The following is a 19,183-nucleotide window of genomic DNA, read 5'->3' as shown; positions in this document are numbered from 1 at the left end:
CCCTCCCGGCCACGTGGGAAGCGGGAGCATCCGCCGAGGCCTGTCCTGACGCACCCCCGCTCAGGTGTCCAGGAGGATGTCCAGGAGGCGGATCGCCCCGGCCTTGTCGAGGGGTTCGTTGCCGTTGCCGCACTTGGGCGACTGGATGCAGGACGGGCAGCCGCGCTCGCATTCACACGAGGCGATCGCCTCCCGCGTCGCGGTCAGCCAGTCCGACGCCCGGCTGTACCCGCGCTCGGCGAAGCCCGCGCCGCCGTCGTGGCCGTCGTAGACGAAGACCGTGAGCAGGCCCGTGTCGGGATGGAGCTCGGTGGACACCCCTCCGATGTCCCAGCGGTCGCAGGTCGCGAACAGCGGCAGCAGGCCGATCGAGGCGTGTTCGGCCGCGTGGGCTGCCCCGCCGAGATCCACCGCGGCCCCCGGCTGCGCGAGGCAGGCGAGAGCGGGCGCGGGCAGGGTCCACCACACCGCGCGTGTGCACAGCGTGCGCGGCGGCAGATCGAGCGGCTCCTCGCCGACGACCTCGCCGGTCTGGGTGCGCCGTTTGAGATACGAGACGACCTGGCGGGTGACCTCCACCGAGCCGAAGTGGAGGGTGCCGGGCCCGAAGGGCCGCGAACGCAGCGACTCCATCACCCGGATGTCGGTGACGTCCCGCGCGAAGGTCGCGTAGTCCGGTTCGGCGGCCGTGACCAGGGCGACCCCCGCGTCCAGATCGAGCACGTCGACCACGAACGTCTCGCTCTGGTGCAGGTAGACGGCTCCCGGATGGACCATGGTGTGCGCCGAGGGCTCGTCGACCGTGCCCAGCAGGCAGCCGGTCGCCGCCTCGACGACCTGGACCGGCGCGCCGCCCGATCCGCGGATGTCCGCCAGGTCGGCAGCGTGGTCGCGGCTGGTCCAGAACCACCCGGTGGGCCGTCTGCGCAGCAGTCCGCGGCTCACGAGGTCGTCGAGCGCGTCCCGCGCCGCCGGGCCGAAGATCTCCAAATCGTCCTCGGTCAGCGGGATCTCCGCGGCGGCCGCGCACAGGTGGGGTGCCAGCACGTACGGGTTGTCGGGATCGAGGACGATGGCCTCCACCGGCCGTCCGAACACGGCCTCCGGGTGATGGACGATGTAGGTGTCCAGCGGGTCGTCGCGGGCGATCAGCACGGCCAGCGCGTCCTGGCCCGCGCGACCGGCCCGGCCCGCCTGCTGCCACAGGGAGGCGCGGGTGCCGGGCCACCCGGCGATCAGGACCGCGTCGAGCCCCGAGACGTCGACGCCGAGTTCGAGCGCGTTGGTGGTGGCCAGGCAGGTCAGCTCGCCCGATCGAAGGGCCTTCTCGAGCACCCGCCGGTCGTCGGCCAGGTAGCCGGCGCGGTAAGCCGCCACCCGATCCGCCAGCCGGCTTCTCTCACGACCGGTACGGCCTCCCGCGTCGGTCGCGGGCGGGTCCGCGCTCTCGGCGGCCTCCGCGGGAGACGGCCCGCGCGCTCCGTCCAGCGCTATGCCGGAAAACTCACCGGGGACTCCGCCGGAAGGACCGCCGAGATCTCCGCCGGAAAACTCACCGGGGACTCCGCCGGAAGGACCGCCCAGGGCTTCGCCGGAAGACCCACCGAGAGCTCCACCGAGAGCTCCACCGAGAGCTCCACCGAGAGCTCCACCGAGAGCTCCACCGAGAGCCTCGCCCGACCGCTCGCCGGGAGCTCCGCCGGAGGTCTCTCCGAGGATTCCCCCGGCAGCCGTTCCGTGCGGCCCGCCGACGTTCGGGCCGCTCGTCTCGTCCGACAGGTCCCCGGTGTCTCCGTCGTACGGCGCGGGTCCCGCGTCGAGGAGGGCCTCGACCTCCTCCAGCGTGCGGCGGGCGGTGAGGGCCACGGTCTCGGCGGCGCGGCGGGAGCGGACGAACGCGAGAGTGCGCACATCCTCGATCACCAGGTCCGCCAGGAGGTCGGCCGCCTCGGCCGTGGCGGTGCGGCGGACCGGGGCCCCGCTCTCCCCGCGTAAATCGGTCAGAGGCGGCTCCCACAGCGCGAAGGTGGTCGAACCCCTGGGGGAGGCGTCCGTGGTCACCTCGGCCATCTCAAGGCCGGTCAGGCGCATTCCCGCGGCCGCGGGGTCGCTGGCGGTGGCCGACGCCAGCAGGAACACGGGGGAGGAGCCATACCTGGCGCAGACCCGACGCAGCCGGCGCAGGATCTGGGCGACGTGGGACCCGAAGACCCCCCGGTAGCCGTGGCACTCGTCGACGACCACCAGGCGCAGCCGCCGCCAGAAGGACGACCACGACGAGTGGCGAGGCAGAATCGACCTGTGCAGCATGTCCGGGTTGGTCAGCACGTAGTTGGCGTTCTGGCGGATCCACCGGCGTTCCTCGTACGGCGTGTCCCCGTCGTACGTCGCCGCGCGCACCTGCGTCAGCCGCAGCTTCCGCACCGCTCTGAGCTGGTCGGCGGCGAGCGCCTTGGTCGGGGTGAGGTACAGCACCGTCCCGCCGGTGAAGATCTCCGCGACGGCCGGGACCAGGTAGGCCAGCGATTTTCCGGACGCGGTCCCTGTGGCAATGATCACGTTTTGGCCACGTTTAACCAGCTCGGCGGCCTCAAGCTGGTGTTCCCACAGGCCGGTGACCCCCTGCAGGCGCAGTCGCGAGACCAGCAGCTCAGGGGCCCATTCCGGCCATCTCGCCGCACTCGCCTGACGTGCTGGAACATGCTCCACATGAGTCACGCGCCCACGGCGTGCGGGAACCGCGAGCAGACGGGTGAGAAGGTCGCCTGTTCGGGCAGAGGACGAAGAAGTCGGAGTCACTGGTTTCCAGTTTGGCATCTGCGGGGAGAGTCGCCCGGAGTCGTGATTTCGTATAGACACGGAGTCGTAGCGTGGTTGAATGCCGCGCATCGGGTCGTGCCCTCTGGACTACCAGGATGCATGACCTGTATCGAGACCTACGCAAGTAAGGCGCTGGAGGATCTGTGGATCTGAAGTTGGACCACCATTCCGAGGACAATCTCACCATCGTCGATGTCGAGGGTGAGATCGACGTCTACACCGCGCCCAGACTGCGTGAGCTGCTGATCGACCTGGTCAACAAGGGCAACTTCCACCTGCTCGTCAACATGGAGAAGGTGGACTTCCTTGACTCGACGGGCCTTGGCGTGCTGGTCGGCGGCCTCAAGCGGGTGCGGGCGCACGACGGCTCCCTGGAGCTCGTCTGCACGCAGGAGCGCATTCTGAAGATCTTCCGCATCACCGGCTTGACGAAGGTCTTCGGGATCTACGCCTCGGTCGAGGAGGCCAAGGAAGCCCACGGCCGGGACAAGTGACGGCCGGGGATTCAGCAACATGGCCACCGTCGAGCTGACGTTCAGCGCTCTGCCCGCCCACGTGCGTACGGCCCGGCTGGTCGCCACGGCCATCGCCCGGCGTACGGGAGTGGCGGAGGCGATCTTGGACGAGGTGCGGCTCGCCGTCGGAGAGGCGTGCTCGCGGGCTGTGGAGGCGCACCGCCTCCACTGCCCGGGGGAGCCGGTACGCATCGAGTTACGCGATGACGCGGGGCGTTTCGAGGTGACGGTCACCGACGCCGCCCCGAGCGAGGATGTGACGCCCCAGGTGCTGGAGGCGAGCGGCAACCTCGTGCCCGAGATCGACAATCTGGGCATCGCGGTCATCGCGGGGCTGGCCGACGACGTCGAGGTGCTTCCCGGGCCGAAGGGCATGCGCATCCGCATGAGCTGGCCCGCGTCTGCCAACGGCGTCGCCGCCCTCTGACCGCCGGCACCTCCGGCGGATCTCGGAGGCCCCCGCGGGCCTTCGAAGACCCGGACAGATCGAGTGTCGCCCCCGGCGTGACACTCGATCTTTTGCTATGCCCACCCAAATATCGGATGTCCGAAACCTGATATCGGGGAGTGCCGTAACCCGGGCGACCTCCGCCGCCATGGTCCTGACTCCGCTGGTCAAAGCACCTTGATAGCGGTGCAAATGTTCGTCCATTACCGGGCGCCGCCCCGATTGCGGGGCGTGAGGGCCTTCATATCCGCGGCATCGCTGCGTAGACTCCCGGCACCGGCCAAGGTATTGCGGATGCAACCGGAAGCGGCACTTGCCAACCGCCCGGAAGTGCGCCGCACGGCCAGTGGGTTCGTTCAGCGCCGCCCGGGCAGGAGGACCGAAACCCGTCTGGCCGAGGAGGACGGATGTCTGCCTATCACGCCGCTGCCGCTGACGAAGGCGCAGCGGTAGCTCTGAACGGTTCCCATCTCACCCTTGTCATAGTCGTCGCCGTCGTGGCGCTGCTCGCTCTGGCCGTCGCGGGCGGACTGGTGCGCGAGGTGCTCGCCGCGGGGCAGGGCACCGAGCGAATGCAGAACATCGCGAGGGCCGTGCAACAGGGCGCCGCCGCCTATCTCGCGCGGCAGTTCCGGACGCTCGCGATATTCGTCGTCATCATTCCGTTCCTGCTGCTGCTTCTTCCGGCCGGTTCGACCGGCGAGAGAATCGGCCGGTCGGTCTTCTTCGTCGTCGGCGCGGTGTTCTCCGCGCTGACGGGTTTCATCGGAATGTGGCTCGCCGTACGCGGAAACGTCCGCGTCGCGTCCGCCGCCCGTGAGTCGGGCGAGAAGACCGCGATGCGCATCGCGTTCCGCACGGGCGGCGTCGCCGGCATGTTCACGGTCGGCCTCGGCCTGCTGGGCGCCGCGATCGTCGTGCTCGTCTACAAGGGCGACGCGCCGAACGTCCTCGAAGGGTTCGGCTTCGGCGCCGCGCTGCTCGCGATGTTCATGCGTGTCGGCGGCGGCATCTTCACCAAGGCCGCCGACGTCGGCGCCGACCTGGTGGGCAAGGTCGAGCAGGGCATCCCCGAGGACGACCCGCGCAACGCCGCCACCATCGCCGACAACGTCGGTGACAACGTCGGCGACTGCGCCGGCATGGCGGCCGACCTGTTCGAGTCGTACGCCGTCACCCTGGTCGCGAGCCTGATCCTGGGCAAGGCCGCCTTCGGCACCGAGGGCCTGGTCTTCCCGCTGATCGTCCCGATGATCGGTGTGATCACCGCGGTCATCGGCATCTTCACCACCGCGCCGCGCGGGCGGGACCGTTCCGGCATGGCCGCCATCAACCGCGGCTTCTTCATCTCCGCCGCCATCTCCGCCGTGCTGGTGGCCGTCGCGGCGTTCGCGTACCTCCCGTCGAGCTTCGCCCAGCTGTCCGGCGCGTCCGCGGACGTCGCCGCGCTCACCGCCGACCCGCGCCTGATCGCCATCGGCGCGGTGCTCGTCGGCCTGGTCCTGGCCAGCGCCATCCAGATCCTCACCGGCTACTTCACCGAGACCAACCGGCGCCCGGTCCGGGAGATCGGCGAGAGCTCGCTCACCGGCCCCGCCACCGTGATCCTGTCCGGCATCTCGGTCGGCCTGGAGTCCGCGGTCTACTCGGCGCTGCTGATCGGCGGCGCGGTCTACGGCGCCTTCCTGCTCGGCTTCGGCAACGTGACCGTGGCGCTGTTCGCCGTGGCCCTCGCCGGCACCGGCCTGCTGACCACGGTCGGCGTGATCGTGTCGATGGACACCTTCGGCCCGGTCTCCGACAACGCCCAGGGCATCGCCGAGATGTCGGGCGACGTCGAGGGCGAGGGCGCCCGCGTGCTCACCTCCCTGGACGCGGTCGGCAACACCACCAAGGCCATCACCAAGGGCATCGCGATCGCGACCGCCGTGCTCGCGGCGACCGCGCTGTTCGGCTCGTTCCGCACCGCGGTCGAGAGCGAGCTCGCCAAGGCCTCGCAGGGCGTGAAGGACGCACTCGGGTCGTTCGCGAACTTCAGCCTGTCGGTGGACGCCCCGAACGCGCTGGTCGGCCTCATCGTCGGCGCGGCCGTGGTGTTCCTCTTCTCCGGCCTCGCGATCAGTGCCGTCGGCCGCGCGGCGGGCCGGGTCGTGTACGAGGTGCGCGAGCAGTTCCGCACCAAGCCGGGGATCATGGACGGCACCGAGACGCCGGACTACGGCCGTGTGGTCGACATCTGCACCCGCGACTCGCTGCGCGAGCTCGCGACCCCCGGCCTGCTCGCCGTGCTGACCCCGATCGCGGTCGGCTTCGCGCTCGGCTACGCGCCGCTCGGCGCCTACCTGGCCGGCGCCATCGCGGCGGGCACGCTGATGGCGGTGTTCCTCGCCAACTCCGGCGGCGCCTGGGACAACGCCAAGAAGCTCGTCGAGGACGGCCACCACGGCGGCAAGGGCTCGGAGGCGCACGCCGCCACCGTGATCGGCGACACCGTCGGCGACCCCTTCAAGGACACCGCCGGTCCGGCCATCAACCCGCTGATCAAGGTGATGAACCTGGTCGCGCTGCTGATCGCCCCGGCCGTCGTCGCGTACGCCGACAACGTCGCGGTCCGCGTCACCGCGACGGTCGTCGCCGTGGCGGTCGTCGTCGGCGCCGTGGTCGTCTCCAAGCGCCGTGCCTCGGGCATCGCCCCGACCGGCGAGGCCGACCAGGCCTCCCGCGCCACGGAGCCCGTCGCCCACTGACGCGGCACCCGCGCGGCCGGAAGGTCCCCTGCTCCTGGAGCGGGGGACCTTCTCCATACACTGAGCACTTATGGACAAGCCGAACGGGGGCAGGACGCTGGCGCTGATCCTGCTGACCATGGCGGCGATGATCGCCGTGATCGTGGGCCTCGCCATCTGGGCCATGCCATGAGCGTCCGGACGCTCGTCGTGGTCAGGCATGCCAAGGCCGGCCACGCGCCCGGACTCCCGGACAGCGAACGTCCGCTGACCTCCGGCGGCGAGCGGGACGCCCGGGCGGCCGGGGAGGAGATCAGACCGCTCGCGCCCGGGCTCGTCCTGTGTTCGCCGTCGCTGCGCACCCGCAGGACCGCCGAGCTGCTCGGCCTCGACGCCCCCGTCGAGGTCGAACGCGACATCTACGAGGCGTACCCGGACGACCTGCTCGGCGTGCTGCGCCGTACGGACGGCGAGATCGCGTCGGTCGTGCTCGTCGGCCACAACCCGGGCGTGCACGAGCTCGTCGCCACCCTGACGGACGTCAGGCTCGACGGCTTCCCGCCCGGCGCGTACGCCGTGATCGAGCTGGACGTGCCGTGGGAGGACGCCGCTCCCGGCACCGGACGCCTGGTCCGGACGGGCCGGCCCTGATAGTGCCCGGGGAATCCGGGTAGGAAGAACCGCCTGCCGCTCAAGAACGTCGTGCTCGCCAGGGCGCCGAGGCTGGAGGATCCGCGTCTCGCGCTCGGTTTCGGCCTGACCGGGGCCGCCTGCCTGGGGATCCCGCTGCTCACGGGCCTGCTCACCGGTCACCCGGCGGGCGGCGCGACCGTCGGTCTCGGCGCCTGGCTGGTCGCGGGGCGGGCCATCGCGAACCCCGCGGGCGTGCGCACGCCGTACATGCTCGGGGTCGTGCTGTCGGTCGGTGTGGGGACGTCGCTGGGAGTTCTGCTGGCGGGCAGCAGCTGGCTCATGGTCGCCGTCGCCTCGGCCCTGGCCGGGCTGGGCGGCCTGGTGCGCCCGATCGGCGTCACCCCGGCGCTCACGCTGCTGCTGACCGCGGCCAATCCGCTGCCGCTCGACCCCGCGCCGCACACGGGCCTGCAACTGCTCGGCGGTGTGCTGGCCGCCGTCCTGCTCACGCTGCCCTGGCGGTGGCGGCGCACCCGTCCGATCGCGACGATGCTGGGCGAGACGGCCGACACCCTGGCCGGGCTGGCCGAGGCGGTGGCCGACCCCGCGGTGGGCCAGGACGAGTGGGACGAGCGCCGCAGGACGGCCTCCGACGCGATCGCCGAGATCCGTACGGCCCGCGCCCGCCGCCTGCGGTGGGAGCGGTCGCGGGCGGCCGAGGACGTCGCGTTCGCGCTGCGCCGGGTGTTCCACGAGATCATCGCGCTTCGGGGGTTGTGCGACACACTGGCGCGGCGTGCGCCGGGCGCGGCCGGCGAGGTGGGGCTGAGCGACCTCGTGGCCTCGCTGTCCGCGTCCCTGCGGGCCTACCTGGCCGAGTGCCCGCCCGAGCAGATGCCGGTCGTGGATTTCGGCGACCGGGTGGACCGGCTGCGTGAGCGGGGCGCCGGCGGCGAGCGCGAGATGGTCGTGCTCGTCCTCCTGCGGCAGATCGCGCACAGCGCCGGGCGGATCCGGGCGGCGCTCGACGGCTCCGCCGAGGCGGCCCGCCGCCTGTGCGCGCCCGGCCTCGATCTGGCCACCCTGGCGGTTCCGCCGCCGCTCGCCTTCGACGACCCGCGCGTGCGGCACGCCCTGCGGGTCCTGCTCGGCACCGCCTTCGCCTCGATCGTCATCGTGCTGTTCAAGCCCGCGTTCCCGCACTGGCTGGTGATCGCGGTGCTGGTCACCATCCAGCCGACGTACGGGGAGACGCGCGCCAGGGTGTGGTGGCGGGTGGGCGGCAGCACGGCCGGCGGGCTGGTCTCGGCCGCGATCCTGCACGCCGCGCCCGGTCATTGGCCGCTGGTCGCGCTGATCGGGGTGTCGGCCGCGCTGGCGTTCGGCCTGGCTCCGACGCACCACGCCTACTGGGCGACGTTCATGACGATGTGCGTGCTGCTGCTGCTCGACTTCCAGGTGCCGCAGACCGAGAAGATCGCCGAGTCGCGGGTCGTGCTGACCGTCGTCGGCGGCGTCATCGCCATCGCGTGCACGCGGCTGCTGTGGCCGCGGGGGGAGACGGACCGGCTGGCCGAGCGGGTCGGCCGCATGCTCGACTCGCACGCGGCGGTCGCCCGGACGCTCGCGCAACTGGCCCGGGGGAGGGCCGGCGCCGAGCGGGCCGATGAGCGGATCAGGAAGGCCGCCGTGGACGCCGAGATGGTGGCCGCGGCGCTCGACTACATCGCGAAGGAGCCCGGCGGCGCGGCCCCCGGCGCCGTCGACGAGGCGCTGGAGGCCGCCCAGCGGGTCCGCGACGACCTCCTGACGCTGATCTCGGTGCTCCGTGACGAGCCGACCGGCGCCGGGCCGGTCCCCGACGTCCTGGACGCCGTGGCCGGACACCTGCGGGCCGCCGCGGAGGCCGTACGGGGGCGGGAGGCGTACGAGGAATCGGCGGCGGACGTGGGCCGGGGGCTCGCGGACGACGCCGCGCGGGTCGGCGCCCAGGCCGAGCGCCGGCTCACGGAACTGGAGACGGGCGCGACCGGGCCGGGCTCGCGGACGCCCGCGAGCGAGCCGGGTTCGGGGCGGGCGCTGCTGCGCACCGCCGCGGTCGACCAGGCGCTGCGCTCGCTGGACGCCGACGCCGTACGGCTGTGCGCGGCGTCGGCCGGCGCGTTCGCGACCCCGCCGTCGTGACGGGCGCCTCGCCGAAAGGACGCATGCTCCGTGGTCCCGCCGTCGGGACGGGCGGCACCCGTCAGGTCAGGGCGGGCGGCATGCCGTCCTCGGCGTCGGCGGCCTCGACCTCCTCGCGGGAGATGCCGAGCAGGTAGAGGATCGAGTCGAGGTACGGCACGTTGACCGCGGTGTCGGCGGCCTGCCGCACGATCGGCTTGGCGTTGAAGGCGATGCCGAGCCCGGCGGCGGCGAACATGTCGAGGTCGTTCGCGCCGTCGCCGATCGCGACGGTCTGGCTCAGCGGAATGCCCGCCTCGGCGGCGAAGCGCTCCAGCGCGCGGGCCTTGCCCGGCCGGTCCACGATCTCACCGACCACCCGGCCGGTGAGCCGGCCGTCCACGACCTCCAGGGTGTTGGCGGCCGAGTAGTCGATGCCGAGGTCGGCCACGAGGGAGTCGGTGATCTGGGTGAAGCCGCCGCTGACGATCGCGAAGCGGTAGTCCAGCCGCTTGAGGGTGCGCACCAGCGTGCGCGCGCCGGGGGTGAGGACGACCTCCTTGGCGACCTTCTCGAAGACCTCCTCCGACAGCCCTTCGAGCAGCGCGACCCGCCTGACCAGCGACTCGGCGAAGTCGAGCTCGCCCCGCATGGCCTCGTCGGTGACCCGGGCGACCTCGTCGAGGCAGCCGGCGTGCCGCGCCAGCAGCTCGATGACCTCGTTCTGGATCAGGGTCGAGTCGACGTCCATCACGATGAGGCGCTTGGCGCGGCGGTGCAGGCCGGTGCGCTGCACGGCCACGTCCACCTGCTGGGCCGCCGCCTCGGCGGCGAGTTCCGCCCGCATCGCCTGGGGGTCGGCACCGGACACGGCGAGCTCGATGCACGTCACCGGATAGCTCGACAGCCGTTCGATCCTGTCGATGTTGGCGCCGCTCGCCGCGATGCGGCCGGCGATGCCGGCCATGGCGGCGGGCAGCAACGGCGCGCCCAGGACGGTGACGTGCAGCCGTCCGCGCCGTCGCTTCTCCTTGGAGGTCGTGCCGGTGGCGATCTCCAGGTCCATGTCGAGGTCGGCGGCGACCTGCTCGACGGCCGTCCACAGACCGCCGATGGTGCTTCCGGTGCCGGTCGGCGGTCCCCCGGCGTAGGCGACGAGGACGCCCAGAGTGAGGCGGCCACGGATGACGACCTGCTCCACGTCGGCCACGACGACCGGGAACCCGGCCAGCACGGCGAACAGCCGCGAGGTGACGCCCGGGCGATCCGGACCGGTCAGCGTGATCAGGAGCGTGCGCTGGTTCACGTTGTTTGAGGTTACTGCGCCGCTTGTCATGTGCGCGCACGAGGTTCACGATGCGGACGCCTTCATGCCCCCGCACTGAGGGACCGCTGTCATTTCCGCATGTCGTCATGGTGGTGGGCCGCGGAGCGGGCCGGGAGAGACGGGACGCCTCACCGTGGCCGGCACCCCCCGAGGAAGGACGCGACGCGCATGACGATCTCTCTGCAGTCCCAGCACTCCCTTGGCTCCGGCCGCTACACCGTCGGGCTCGCCGAGAGCGCCGCCGACCTGCGCGCCGCCCAGCGCCTGCGGTACGAGGTGTTCGCCGGGGAGATGGGGGCCCGGCTCGACTCCCCGCTGAACGGGCTCGACGTGGAGCCGCTCGACGCGTACTGCGACCACCTCCTCGTGCGCGAGGGGGACACGGTGGTCGGCACCTACCGGCTGCTGCCGCCCCGCCGCAGCGACCGGCTCTACTCCGACTCGGAGTTCGACCTCGGCGCGCTCGACGGTCTGCGCGGCGACCTGGTCGAGGCCGGGCGTACGTGCGTGCACCCGGACCACCGCGGCGGGGCGGTCGTCGCCCTGATGTGGGCCGGGATCGCCCGGTACATGACCAGCCGCGGGCACGCCTGGCTGGCGGGCTGCTGCTCGGTGCCCCTGGACGACGGCGGCGCGGTCGCGGCCGGGATCGTCGACCGGGTGCCGCTGGGGCCCGGGGAGCACCGCGTGACGCCGCGCACGCCCTGGCGCGACGCGGGGGTGCCGCGTTCCGACCGGTTCGTGCTGCCGCCGCTGCTGCGCGGCTACCTCCGTCTCGGCGCGTGGATCTGCGGCGCCCCCGCCCACGACCCGGACTTCGGCACCGCCGACTTCTTCGTGCTGCTCTCGGTGGCCGACGCCGATCCCCGCTACCTGCGGCGCTTCCTGGGGCAGTCGCGGTGAGCGCCGTCACGCACCGGCCCGCGGCCTCCTCCGCCTGGCTGCCCGTCTCTCCCTGTGCGCCCGGCGCCTGCCTGCGCGCGCAGGCGCGTACGGCCGGCCCCCTGCGCCGGGCCGCCCGCCTGACGGGCGCGGTCGCCGTGCTGATCGCCGGCCTGCCGATCGCGCTCACGCTGGGGCGTACGGCACGGCGCGGGGCGGTCACCATGCTGTGGTCGCGGCTGCTGCTGCGGGCCCTCGGCGTGCGGCTCGTGACGCGCCGGGGGTTCTCCTTCATCGGGGGGTCGGCACGGGCCCGGGCCGTGCCCGGGGAGGACGGGCCCGCCCTGCTCGTCGGCAACCACGTCTCCTGGCTCGATCCCCTGGTCATCACCGCGACCGTCGCCTGCCGCCCGCTGGCCAAGGTGGAGGTGGGCAGGTGGCCGATCGTCCGCACGCTCGCCGCCGGGTGCGGCGCGCTGTTCATCGACAGGGACAGGCTGTCCGCCCTGCCGGGGGTCGTCGCGGACATGACCGCCGCGCTGCGGAGCGGTGAGAGCGTGGCCGCGTTCCCGGAGGGCACCACGTGGTGCGGACGGGAGATGGGCAGCTTCCGGCCCGCGGTGTTCCAGGCGGCGCTCGACGCGGGGGTGCCCGTACGGCCGGTGGCGCTGCGGTTCGTGGAGGAGACGGGCGTCCGCGCCACCCTGTCCACCCGGCCGTCGTACGTCGGGGACGACACGCTGCTCGCGTCCGTCCTGCGGATCGTCGCGACCCGGGGCCTCGTCGCGGAGGTGACGCTCTTCCCCGCCGTACGGCTCGACCGCCCGGCCGCGTACGGCGGGCGGGTTCGGCGGGGGGAGGCCCGTGCGGCGCTGGCGCGCATCACCGAGGCTCAGGTCAGGACCGGGCTCACGAGGACCGGGCTCACGGAACCCGAGGGGCAGGCTCTGGCGGCCTGAGACGGCACCCGTGGCCCGGCGAGGCCCGGAAACGGCCCACGCCCGCCCTAGGACGCCGGGAAACCGCCCGCGCCCGCCGTGGGACGCCGGAAACGGCTCGGGCCCGCCCGGCCAGGCCCGGAAACGGTACGCGCCCGCCCGGCGAGGCCGGGCGGGCGCCATGGACGGGGGACTTTCCGCGTCGCGCGGGGGTCAGCGGGTGATCGAGCTCTTCGTCTTGACCCAGCCGATGCTGTCGCCGAACTCGCTGAGCAGCTCCCTCGGGTCGGTGTTCAGCGACGTGTCGGTGACCGCGCCGCCGAAGTAGCCGTAGAGCTTGCCGCTGGCCGACCCGCTCACCTGGGCCTTCGCCCAGAACGTGTAGCTCCTGCCCTTCTTCAGACCGGGCAGCACGCACAGCGCGCGGGTCCGCTCCCGGGTGCAGTGCTCGTGGTAGTTGGTGCCGCGCGGGACGTAGATCCGGGTCTTGGTGACGTTCTTGGGGAACTTGACCGCGAGGAAGATCTCGTCGGTCTTCGTCTTGAGCTTGTTGACGAGCGTGACCTTGAAGGACACCACGCGTCCGCGACGGACGCCGTAGGGATAGCTGACCTGGATGCGGACGGGCGCCGACGCCGCCTTGGCCGAGGTGGACGCCGTGGACGCCGTTGACGCGGTGACCGCCGTGGTCGCGGTGGACGCGGACGACGCGGCGGAGGCGGGCGCGCCTGAGGCGACCAGCGCGCCCGCGGCCAGTGGCACGGCGAGCAGCGCGATCGGCTTGCCGATGGGGGTACGCATGCGGAAAGCCTTGACGATCGAGATCACGGTTCGATCACGTATCACAAGATGAGATGGCCGTCGCCGAACTCGTGCCAGAGGTAGCCCTCGTCGATCGCCGCCTCGTACGCGCGGGCCAGGACGCCGGTCCCGGTGATCGCCGACAGCATCATCAGGTGGCTGGAGCGGGGCTCGTGCAGCCCCGTGACCAGGCCGTCCACGGCTCGCACGCCTCCCTCGGGCGTGACGACGTGGGAGGTCCAGCCCGTCGCGGCCCGCACCGTCCCCGGGACGGCGGCGTCGAGGGCGGCGGTCTCCAGAGCCCGTACGACGGTCGTGCCGACGGCGATCACCCGGCCCCCGTGCTCGCGGGTGATGTTCACCTGCCGTGCCGTCCGCGACGAGACGGAGAACCACTCGGGATAGGGCGGTTCGTCCTTCTCCGGAGACGCGACCCCGGTGTGCAGCGTGATCGGCACGACGCCGATCCCCCGGCTGACCAGGGCGGTGACGAGCTCCGGGGTGAACGGCCGGCCCGCGCTCGGCATCTCCGCGCTGCCCGGCTCGACCCCGAAGACCGTCTGGTAGTCGGCGAGCGGCCAGTCGCGCCCCACGTAGCCGTACCGGATGGGCACGCCGTACGCGGCGAGGTAGGAGAGCACGTCGCGGTCGAGCCGGGCGCGCCACAGGCGCGGCGTCTCCTGCGCCAGCAGGCGCAGCGTGGCGCCTCCCGGCAACGGCAGCCACTCTCCGGGCGCGGCGCCGGAGTAGGGCTCGGTCGCCGTCGCCGTACGGCGGCGCAGCTCGACCAGCCACTCGCCGGACGCGAGCCGGCCGGAGAAGTGGACGGCGAGGCGGTCGAGCCGCACCGCCGCGGGCAGGGTGGCGGAGTTGTTGACCACCAGCAGGTCGCCGGGGGACAGCAGCGACGGCAGGTCGGCGAAGACGTGGTGGGTGACCTCGCCGGTGTCCCGGTGGGACACCAGCAGCCTGACCTCGTCGCGGCGCAGCCCGCGGGCCTCGGGCGGCTCGTGCGCCTGCAGCGGCGCCGTCAGCGCGAACTCGAGCGATCCCCCCGGCCCGTACGGCCGGATTCCTCGGGGGAGGGCTTCGGTCCCCGCGGGCGCCGGGCCGGCCTCGCTCGCCGGGGCTTCGGCCCCGCTCGGGGCGGCGGTGTAAGGGCCGGGGCCGGCCTCGCCCCGGCGGGCGGCGTGGGGGGCGGCCTCGCCCCGGCGGGCGGTGTGGGGGCCGGGGGCGGTCATTCCAGCTCTCCCCGGGTGAAGCGGCCGGGCGCGGGGCGGCTGCGCACGAGGCGCAGCAGCGCCGGGACCACGCTCTCGGGCGGCGGCGCGGCCCCGGCCTCCTCCGCGCCGACGGCGTCGGCCAGCATGCGGGTGCGCATCTCGCCGGGGTCCACCCACCAGACCGCGACGTCGGGCTCCTCGGCGGAGAGGACGTGGGAGACCTGGTCGAGGGCGGCCTTGGTCGCGCCGTAGCCGCCCCAGCCCTCGTACGCCTCGACGGCGGCGTCGGACGAGACGTTGAGGATCGCGCCCCGCCGCTTGCGCAGCGCGGGCAGCGTCGCCTGCGCCAGCGCGAGCGGCGCGATCACGTTGGTCTCGAACAGCGCGCGCAGCGCGTCCAGCGGGTAGTCGGCGAGCCTGGGCATCGGGGCGGGCCCGAGCCCGCTCGCGTTGTTGACCAGGAGGTCGAGCTCGGGCACGGCCTCGGCGAGCCTGGCCACGTGGGCCGGGTCGGCGACGTCGCCCGGAATGGCGCGGGCGCCGAGGTCGAAGGCCGCGGACATCAGGTCCTCCTCGCCCCGGGCGGTGAGCAGGAGCGACCAGCCGTCGTCGGCGAGCGCCTTGGCGAGAGCGAGTCCCAGCCCTCGCGACGCTCCGGTGATGAGTGCGTGCTTCATGCGTTTCACGCTAGAAATCGGCACGTCAGGCACACATCGGACGGAGGTCCGGCCGCCGCTCGGCATTTGGGACTAGGACCCGTGGCCGACGCGGGACGCCCGATCCGGGGCCTAGTCTGTGTCCGTGTCCCAGCCCGCCGACCCCGCTGCCGCCCCCGCAGCCTGCCCCGTCGCCGTGTCCGAACGGGACCGCGACGCGGTGCTGCACGCGGTCAGCTCGGCCGTGCTCGCCGTCACGCGGCACCTGTCGGTCCGCGAGGTCCTCCAGGTGATCGTGCGGTCGGCGGCGCGGCTGCTCGACGCGAAGTACGCCGCGCTCGGCGTGCCCGACGACGACGGCGCGTTCGCCGAGTTCGTCGCAGAGGGCATCTCCGACGAGCAGTGGAAGGCCATCGGCCCGACCCCGCGCCAGCACGGCATGCTGGGCGCGATGCTGCGTGAGGGGGCGCCGGTCCGGCTGGCCGACATCCGCAAGGACCCCAGGTTCGAGTGGTGGCCGAAGGCCCATCCGATCCTCAAGGACTTCCTGGGCGTACCGATCATGGACGGCGGCACGGTCCTCGGGATCATTTTCCTGTCCAACAAGCGGACGCCCGGCGGGTTCGACGATGCCGACGAGGAACTGCTGACGTTGTTCGCGGCGCACGCCGCCATCGCGATCACCAACGCCCGGCTCTACGAGCGGGGGCGCGAGCTCACGGTGATCGAGGAACGCACCCGCATGGCCCGCGAACTGCACGACGCCGTCAGCCAGAAGCTGTTCTCGCTGCGGCTGACCGCGCGGGCCGCCGCCGCGCTCGCCCGTACGGACCCCGAGCGGGCGGCCGAGACGATCGACCGGGTCGAGCGGATGGCGGGGGAGGCGCTGACCGAGCTGCGCGCGGTGATCGTGGAGCTGCGCCCGCCCGAGCTGGACCGGCACGGCCTGGTGGACAGCCTGCGCAAACAGGTGGCCCTCCTCGACCGGCTGCACCCCATGAAGGTCGCCTTCACGGTCGAGGGCGAGCCGCCCGGCGACCGCGACAGTGCCCCCGACAGCGCCCCCGATAGGGCCCGCGATCTGGCGCCCGAGATCGAGGTCGCCGTGCTCCGGGTCGCCCAGGAGGCGCTGCACAACGCCGTACGCCACGCCCGGGCCGCCCGCATCGACGTACGGCTCGCGCACGAGGAGGCCGGGCTCGTGCTGGAGGTGAGCGACGACGGCGCGGGGTTCGACAGCAGTGGGCCCGACGGCGCGGGAGTGCACGGCCTCGGCCTGCCGTCCATGAGCGACCGGGCGCAGGCCGTCGGCGGCAGGCTGTCGGTCTCCTCCGCGCCCGGCCGCGGCACGACCGTACGACTGGAGGTGCCCGCGTGATCCGCGTGCTCATCGCCGACGACCACCCCGTCGTACGGCAGGGCCTGCGCACGTTCCTGGAGATCCAGGAGGACATCAGCGTCGTGGGGGAGGCGGCCGATGGCGCCGAGGCCGTGACGATGACCGGTGAGCTCACCCCCGACGTCCTGCTGCTCGACCTGAAGATGCCGGTGCTCGACGGCCTCGGCGCGCTCACGGAGCTGTCCGGCCGGGACGTGCGGGTGATCGTCCTCACGTCGGTGAGCGACCGCGGCGACGTGGCCCCCGCCATGCGGGCGGGCGCGGCGGGCTTCCTCTACAAGGACGTGGACCCCGGCGCCCTCGTCCAGGCGATCCGCGCCGTGCACGGCGGGCAGGTCCTGCTCGCGCCGGAGGCCGCCGAGGCGATGCTGGCCGGCCCGGGCCGCGAGCAGAGCGGGGCGGCGGTCGCGCTGACCGACCGGGAGCGCGAGGTGCTGCGGCTGCTCGCCGCGGGCCGCTCGAACCGCGAGATCGCCCGCGAGCTCGTCGTGGCGGAGAAGACCGTGAAGACCCACGTCTCCAACGTGCTCATGAAGCTCGGCGTGCAGGACCGCACCCAGGCCGCGCTCTACGCCGTACGCCACGGCCTCGCCTGAGCGTTCGCCGGCTCACCCGGCACGCTCACCCCGCGAGGCGGGCGCCGCGCCGCCAGACGGCCCGGATGTTCAGGGTGTCGCCGATGGCCGTGGTGGGGTCGCCGTCGACGAGGAGGAGGTCGGCGCGCAGCCCCGGGGCGATGCGCCCGCGGTCGTCCAGCCGGAACCGCCGGGCGGTGGCGGCGGTCGCCGCGTTGAGCGCCGCGGACGGGGTGAGACCGGCGCGCACGAGATACCGCAGCTCGTGGTGCACGCTCGCGCCGTGGGCCAGTCCGCCGAGGAACGGCACGGGGATGGAGGTGTCGGTGCCGACGAGAACGTCCACGCCGGCCTCGTGCAGGGCCGCGACCGACGCCAGCACGTCGTCGAGCCTGCCCTGGGGGTAGCGGTCGAAGCTGCCGCGCAGGGTCTTGTCCCAGCGGTCGTCGAGACGGCCGCGCACCCGCGGGTCGTCGGCCAGTTCCTCGCCCGTCATCCCCATGAGCGAGGCGTTCAGGCAGACGCACGCGACGACGAAGGCGCCGGAGTCGGCGATCATCCGGATGATCTCGGGGGTGTGCGGGCGGTCCATGAACAGGTGGGCGAGGCCGTCCACGCCCGCCTCGATCGCCATGCGGGTGGTGTCGACGGTGAGGGCATGGGCGATGGCGAGCATCCCGTGCCGGTGGGCCTCGGCGACGCCGGCGTTCAGCGTCGCCTGGTCGAGCATGGGCAGGCCCGGATGCCCCTCGACCGTCCCGTCGTCGACCATGAACTTGATGTAGTCCGAACCCGAGGCCACGAGGCGGGGGATCCAGGCCGCCGCCTCCTCGGGGGTGGTCACGTGCGGCATCGGGGGAGGGCCCGCCTGCCGCCGGTCACCCGGCCCGCCGGTCCGCGCCGAGGCCCGGCGGCCGCCCTCGACGAAGGGGCGGATGTCGAAGTCCTCGGGGAACAGCTCGCTGGGATGCCCGCCCGGCGGCGTGAGACCGAAGCCGGCGGACCGGACGTCGGCGAGCGTGTCGTCGTCCTCGATGTGGGCGCGGGCGTGCCGGGTGTGCCCGCCCTGCATCTCGAGTTCCGTGGTCACGCCGAACGTCAGGGCGAGTGCGAGGGAGTCCTCGCCGGTGTGGACGTGGGCGTCGATCAGGCCGGGGAGCAGGGTCGCCCCGGCGGCGTCGACGACCTCGGCGTCGGAGGGCATGTTCCCTCCCACAGCGAGGATCCGTCCGTCGCCGACGAGGACCCCGGCGGGGCCGATCGGCCTTTCGCCGTCGAATACTCGGGCGTTGACGATGGCTGTCTTCATGGTTCTTCCGATCTGCCTGGGCTGATACATAGGCCCCTATGTAAACAGGTGCATAGGTGCCTATGCAACGTCCGTGTTCCCTGTCGGTAGCCTTTTGCCGGGTGACGGCGGACGGGTGCCCGCGGGGGCCTGCCGTCACGTGCCCATGGCGGACGGCCGGGTCGATCGGGAGAGAGGCGCCGATGGAGGGCGAGGGGGAGCGATGGGTTCCGGAGCGCTATGTCGCCTTCTGGATCAACAGTTCGTCGAGGAAGGTGGTCCGCCTCCATGAGCTTCGGCTGCGTCCCCTCGGGCTGAGCATGGCCAACGCCGCGGTGCTCCTGACACTGGCCGAAGGCGGCCCGCTGTCGCAGAAGGACCTGACCCGGCTGGCGCGGGTCGAACAGCCGACGATGGCCGAGATGCTGTCGCGGATGGAGCGTGACGGCCTGGTGTGCCGGCAGCGCAACCCCCGTGACCGGCGGGGCAGCCTTTTCTCCGTCACCGACATGGCGCGGGGCCATCTCGATCTGGTGCGCGAGGCGCTGCTGCAGGGAGAACGGGACGTGCTGGCCGGACTCACGGAGGAGGAGGCGGAGCAGTTGATCGGGCTGCTCCGGCGTGTGGCCGACAACGTGGACCGCGCCGCCGCTCCGCTCCAGTCGTCCCGATAGTCGCCGCCCGCGGCCCTCACGCCGGCGGCCGTCGCACGCGGTGGCGGGTCCGGGTCCGCCGAGGCGGCACGGGAGCGGGCGATCACCTGCTGGTGAAATGGTAGTTCGCTACGCG

Annotated in this window: 16 protein-coding genes; 10 read left to right on the top strand and 6 right to left on the bottom strand. The window is 73.0% G+C overall.

All coding sequences use genetic code 11. The annotated features are described in order from the left end of the window. Positions 1-60: 60 nt before the first annotated feature. Positions 61-2,559 (bottom strand): DEAD/DEAH box helicase, encoded by a 2,499-nt coding sequence (locus AAH991_RS08125; protein ID WP_346225122.1) that lies wholly within the window; start codon positions 2,557-2,559, stop codon positions 61-63. Between the two features lie 404 nt (positions 2,560-2,963). Here AAH991_RS08125 and AAH991_RS08120 point away from each other — a divergent pair, with 404 nt between their 5' ends. The 5 genes from AAH991_RS08120 (at position 2,964) to AAH991_RS08100 (ending at position 9,326) form a co-directional block, all read left to right on the top strand. Then, positions 2,964-3,314, top strand: coding sequence for an STAS domain-containing protein (locus AAH991_RS08120; RefSeq protein ID WP_030506779.1), 351 nt, complete (start codon positions 2,964-2,966; stop codon positions 3,312-3,314). 19 nt (positions 3,315-3,333) lie between these two features. Next, positions 3,334-3,762: an ATP-binding protein gene (locus AAH991_RS08115; protein WP_346225121.1), complete on the top strand. Its 429-nt coding sequence runs from the start codon at positions 3,334-3,336 to the stop codon at positions 3,760-3,762. A gap of 428 nt (positions 3,763-4,190) precedes the next feature. Continuing rightward, positions 4,191-6,530, top strand: coding sequence for a sodium-translocating pyrophosphatase (locus AAH991_RS08110; protein WP_346225120.1), 2,340 nt, complete (start codon positions 4,191-4,193; stop codon positions 6,528-6,530). A gap of 168 nt (positions 6,531-6,698) precedes the next feature. Then, complete coding sequence (locus tag AAH991_RS08105; protein WP_346225119.1) at positions 6,699-7,160, top strand: SixA phosphatase family protein; 462 nt, start codon at positions 6,699-6,701, stop codon at positions 7,158-7,160. 51 nt (positions 7,161-7,211) lie between these two features. Beyond that, on the top strand, positions 7,212-9,326 hold the full coding sequence (locus AAH991_RS08100; protein WP_346225118.1) for an FUSC family protein: 2,115 nt from the start codon (positions 7,212-7,214) through the stop codon (positions 9,324-9,326). Positions 9,327-9,387: 61 nt separating this feature from the next. On the opposite strand, the gene serB is transcribed toward AAH991_RS08100, so the two are convergent. Then, on the bottom strand, positions 9,388-10,611 hold the full coding sequence (gene serB, locus AAH991_RS08095; RefSeq protein ID WP_346225117.1) for a phosphoserine phosphatase SerB: 1,224 nt from the start codon (positions 10,609-10,611) through the stop codon (positions 9,388-9,390). A gap of 189 nt (positions 10,612-10,800) precedes the next feature. Here serB and AAH991_RS08090 point away from each other — a divergent pair, with 189 nt between their 5' ends. Together AAH991_RS08090 and AAH991_RS08085 are read left to right on the top strand one after the other, a co-directional pair. Then, positions 10,801-11,535: a GNAT family N-acetyltransferase gene (locus tag AAH991_RS08090; protein WP_346225116.1), complete on the top strand. Its 735-nt coding sequence runs from the start codon at positions 10,801-10,803 to the stop codon at positions 11,533-11,535. Further along, positions 11,532-12,473: a lysophospholipid acyltransferase family protein gene (locus tag AAH991_RS08085; RefSeq protein WP_346225115.1), complete on the top strand. Its 942-nt coding sequence runs from the start codon at positions 11,532-11,534 to the stop codon at positions 12,471-12,473. The genes AAH991_RS08090 and AAH991_RS08085 overlap by 4 nt, the downstream gene beginning before the upstream one ends. Before the next feature lie 192 nt (positions 12,474-12,665). Here the strand turns inward: AAH991_RS08085 and AAH991_RS08080 are convergent, their stop codons facing one another. Genes AAH991_RS08080 through AAH991_RS08070 form a run of 3 tightly spaced genes read right to left on the bottom strand, consistent with a single transcriptional unit; the run spans position 12,666 to position 15,153 of the window. After that, entirely contained in the window at positions 12,666-13,253 is a 588-nt protein-coding gene (locus tag AAH991_RS08080; RefSeq protein ID WP_346225114.1) for a hypothetical protein, read from the bottom strand. A gap of 41 nt (positions 13,254-13,294) precedes the next feature. After that, positions 13,295-14,494: an S-adenosylmethionine:tRNA ribosyltransferase-isomerase gene (locus AAH991_RS08075; protein WP_346225113.1), complete on the bottom strand. Its 1,200-nt coding sequence runs from the start codon at positions 14,492-14,494 to the stop codon at positions 13,295-13,297. Further along, positions 14,491-15,153, bottom strand: coding sequence for an SDR family NAD(P)-dependent oxidoreductase (locus AAH991_RS08070; RefSeq protein WP_346225112.1), 663 nt, complete (start codon positions 15,151-15,153; stop codon positions 14,491-14,493). The genes AAH991_RS08075 and AAH991_RS08070 overlap by 4 nt, the downstream gene beginning before the upstream one ends. 124 nt (positions 15,154-15,277) lie before the next feature. Here AAH991_RS08070 and AAH991_RS08065 point away from each other — a divergent pair, with 124 nt between their 5' ends. Both AAH991_RS08065 and AAH991_RS08060 read left to right on the top strand, forming a co-directional pair. Next, the gene (locus tag AAH991_RS08065) at positions 15,278-16,510 is read left to right on the top strand and encodes a GAF domain-containing sensor histidine kinase (protein WP_346225111.1); all 1,233 of its coding nucleotides are present in this window, start codon (positions 15,278-15,280) and stop codon (positions 16,508-16,510) included. Beyond that, entirely contained in the window at positions 16,507-17,127 is a 621-nt protein-coding gene (locus AAH991_RS08060) for a response regulator (protein WP_346225110.1), read from the top strand. Before AAH991_RS08065 ends, AAH991_RS08060 begins: the two co-directional genes overlap by 4 nt. Positions 17,128-17,152: 25 nt before the next feature. Here the strand turns inward: AAH991_RS08060 and AAH991_RS08055 are convergent, their stop codons facing one another. Continuing rightward, positions 17,153-18,415: an amidohydrolase family protein gene (locus AAH991_RS08055; RefSeq protein ID WP_346225109.1), complete on the bottom strand. Its 1,263-nt coding sequence runs from the start codon at positions 18,413-18,415 to the stop codon at positions 17,153-17,155. A gap of 182 nt (positions 18,416-18,597) precedes the next feature. Here AAH991_RS08055 and AAH991_RS08050 point away from each other — a divergent pair, with 182 nt between their 5' ends. Continuing rightward, complete coding sequence (locus AAH991_RS08050; RefSeq protein ID WP_346225108.1) at positions 18,598-19,068, top strand: MarR family winged helix-turn-helix transcriptional regulator; 471 nt, start codon at positions 18,598-18,600, stop codon at positions 19,066-19,068. Positions 19,069-19,183: the final 115 nt, after the last annotated feature.

This window comes from Microbispora sp. ZYX-F-249, assembly GCF_039649665.1.
GTDB lineage: Bacteria > Actinomycetota > Actinomycetes > Streptosporangiales > Streptosporangiaceae > Microbispora > Microbispora maris.
This window is presented reverse-complemented; position numbering and strand designations above follow the sequence as displayed.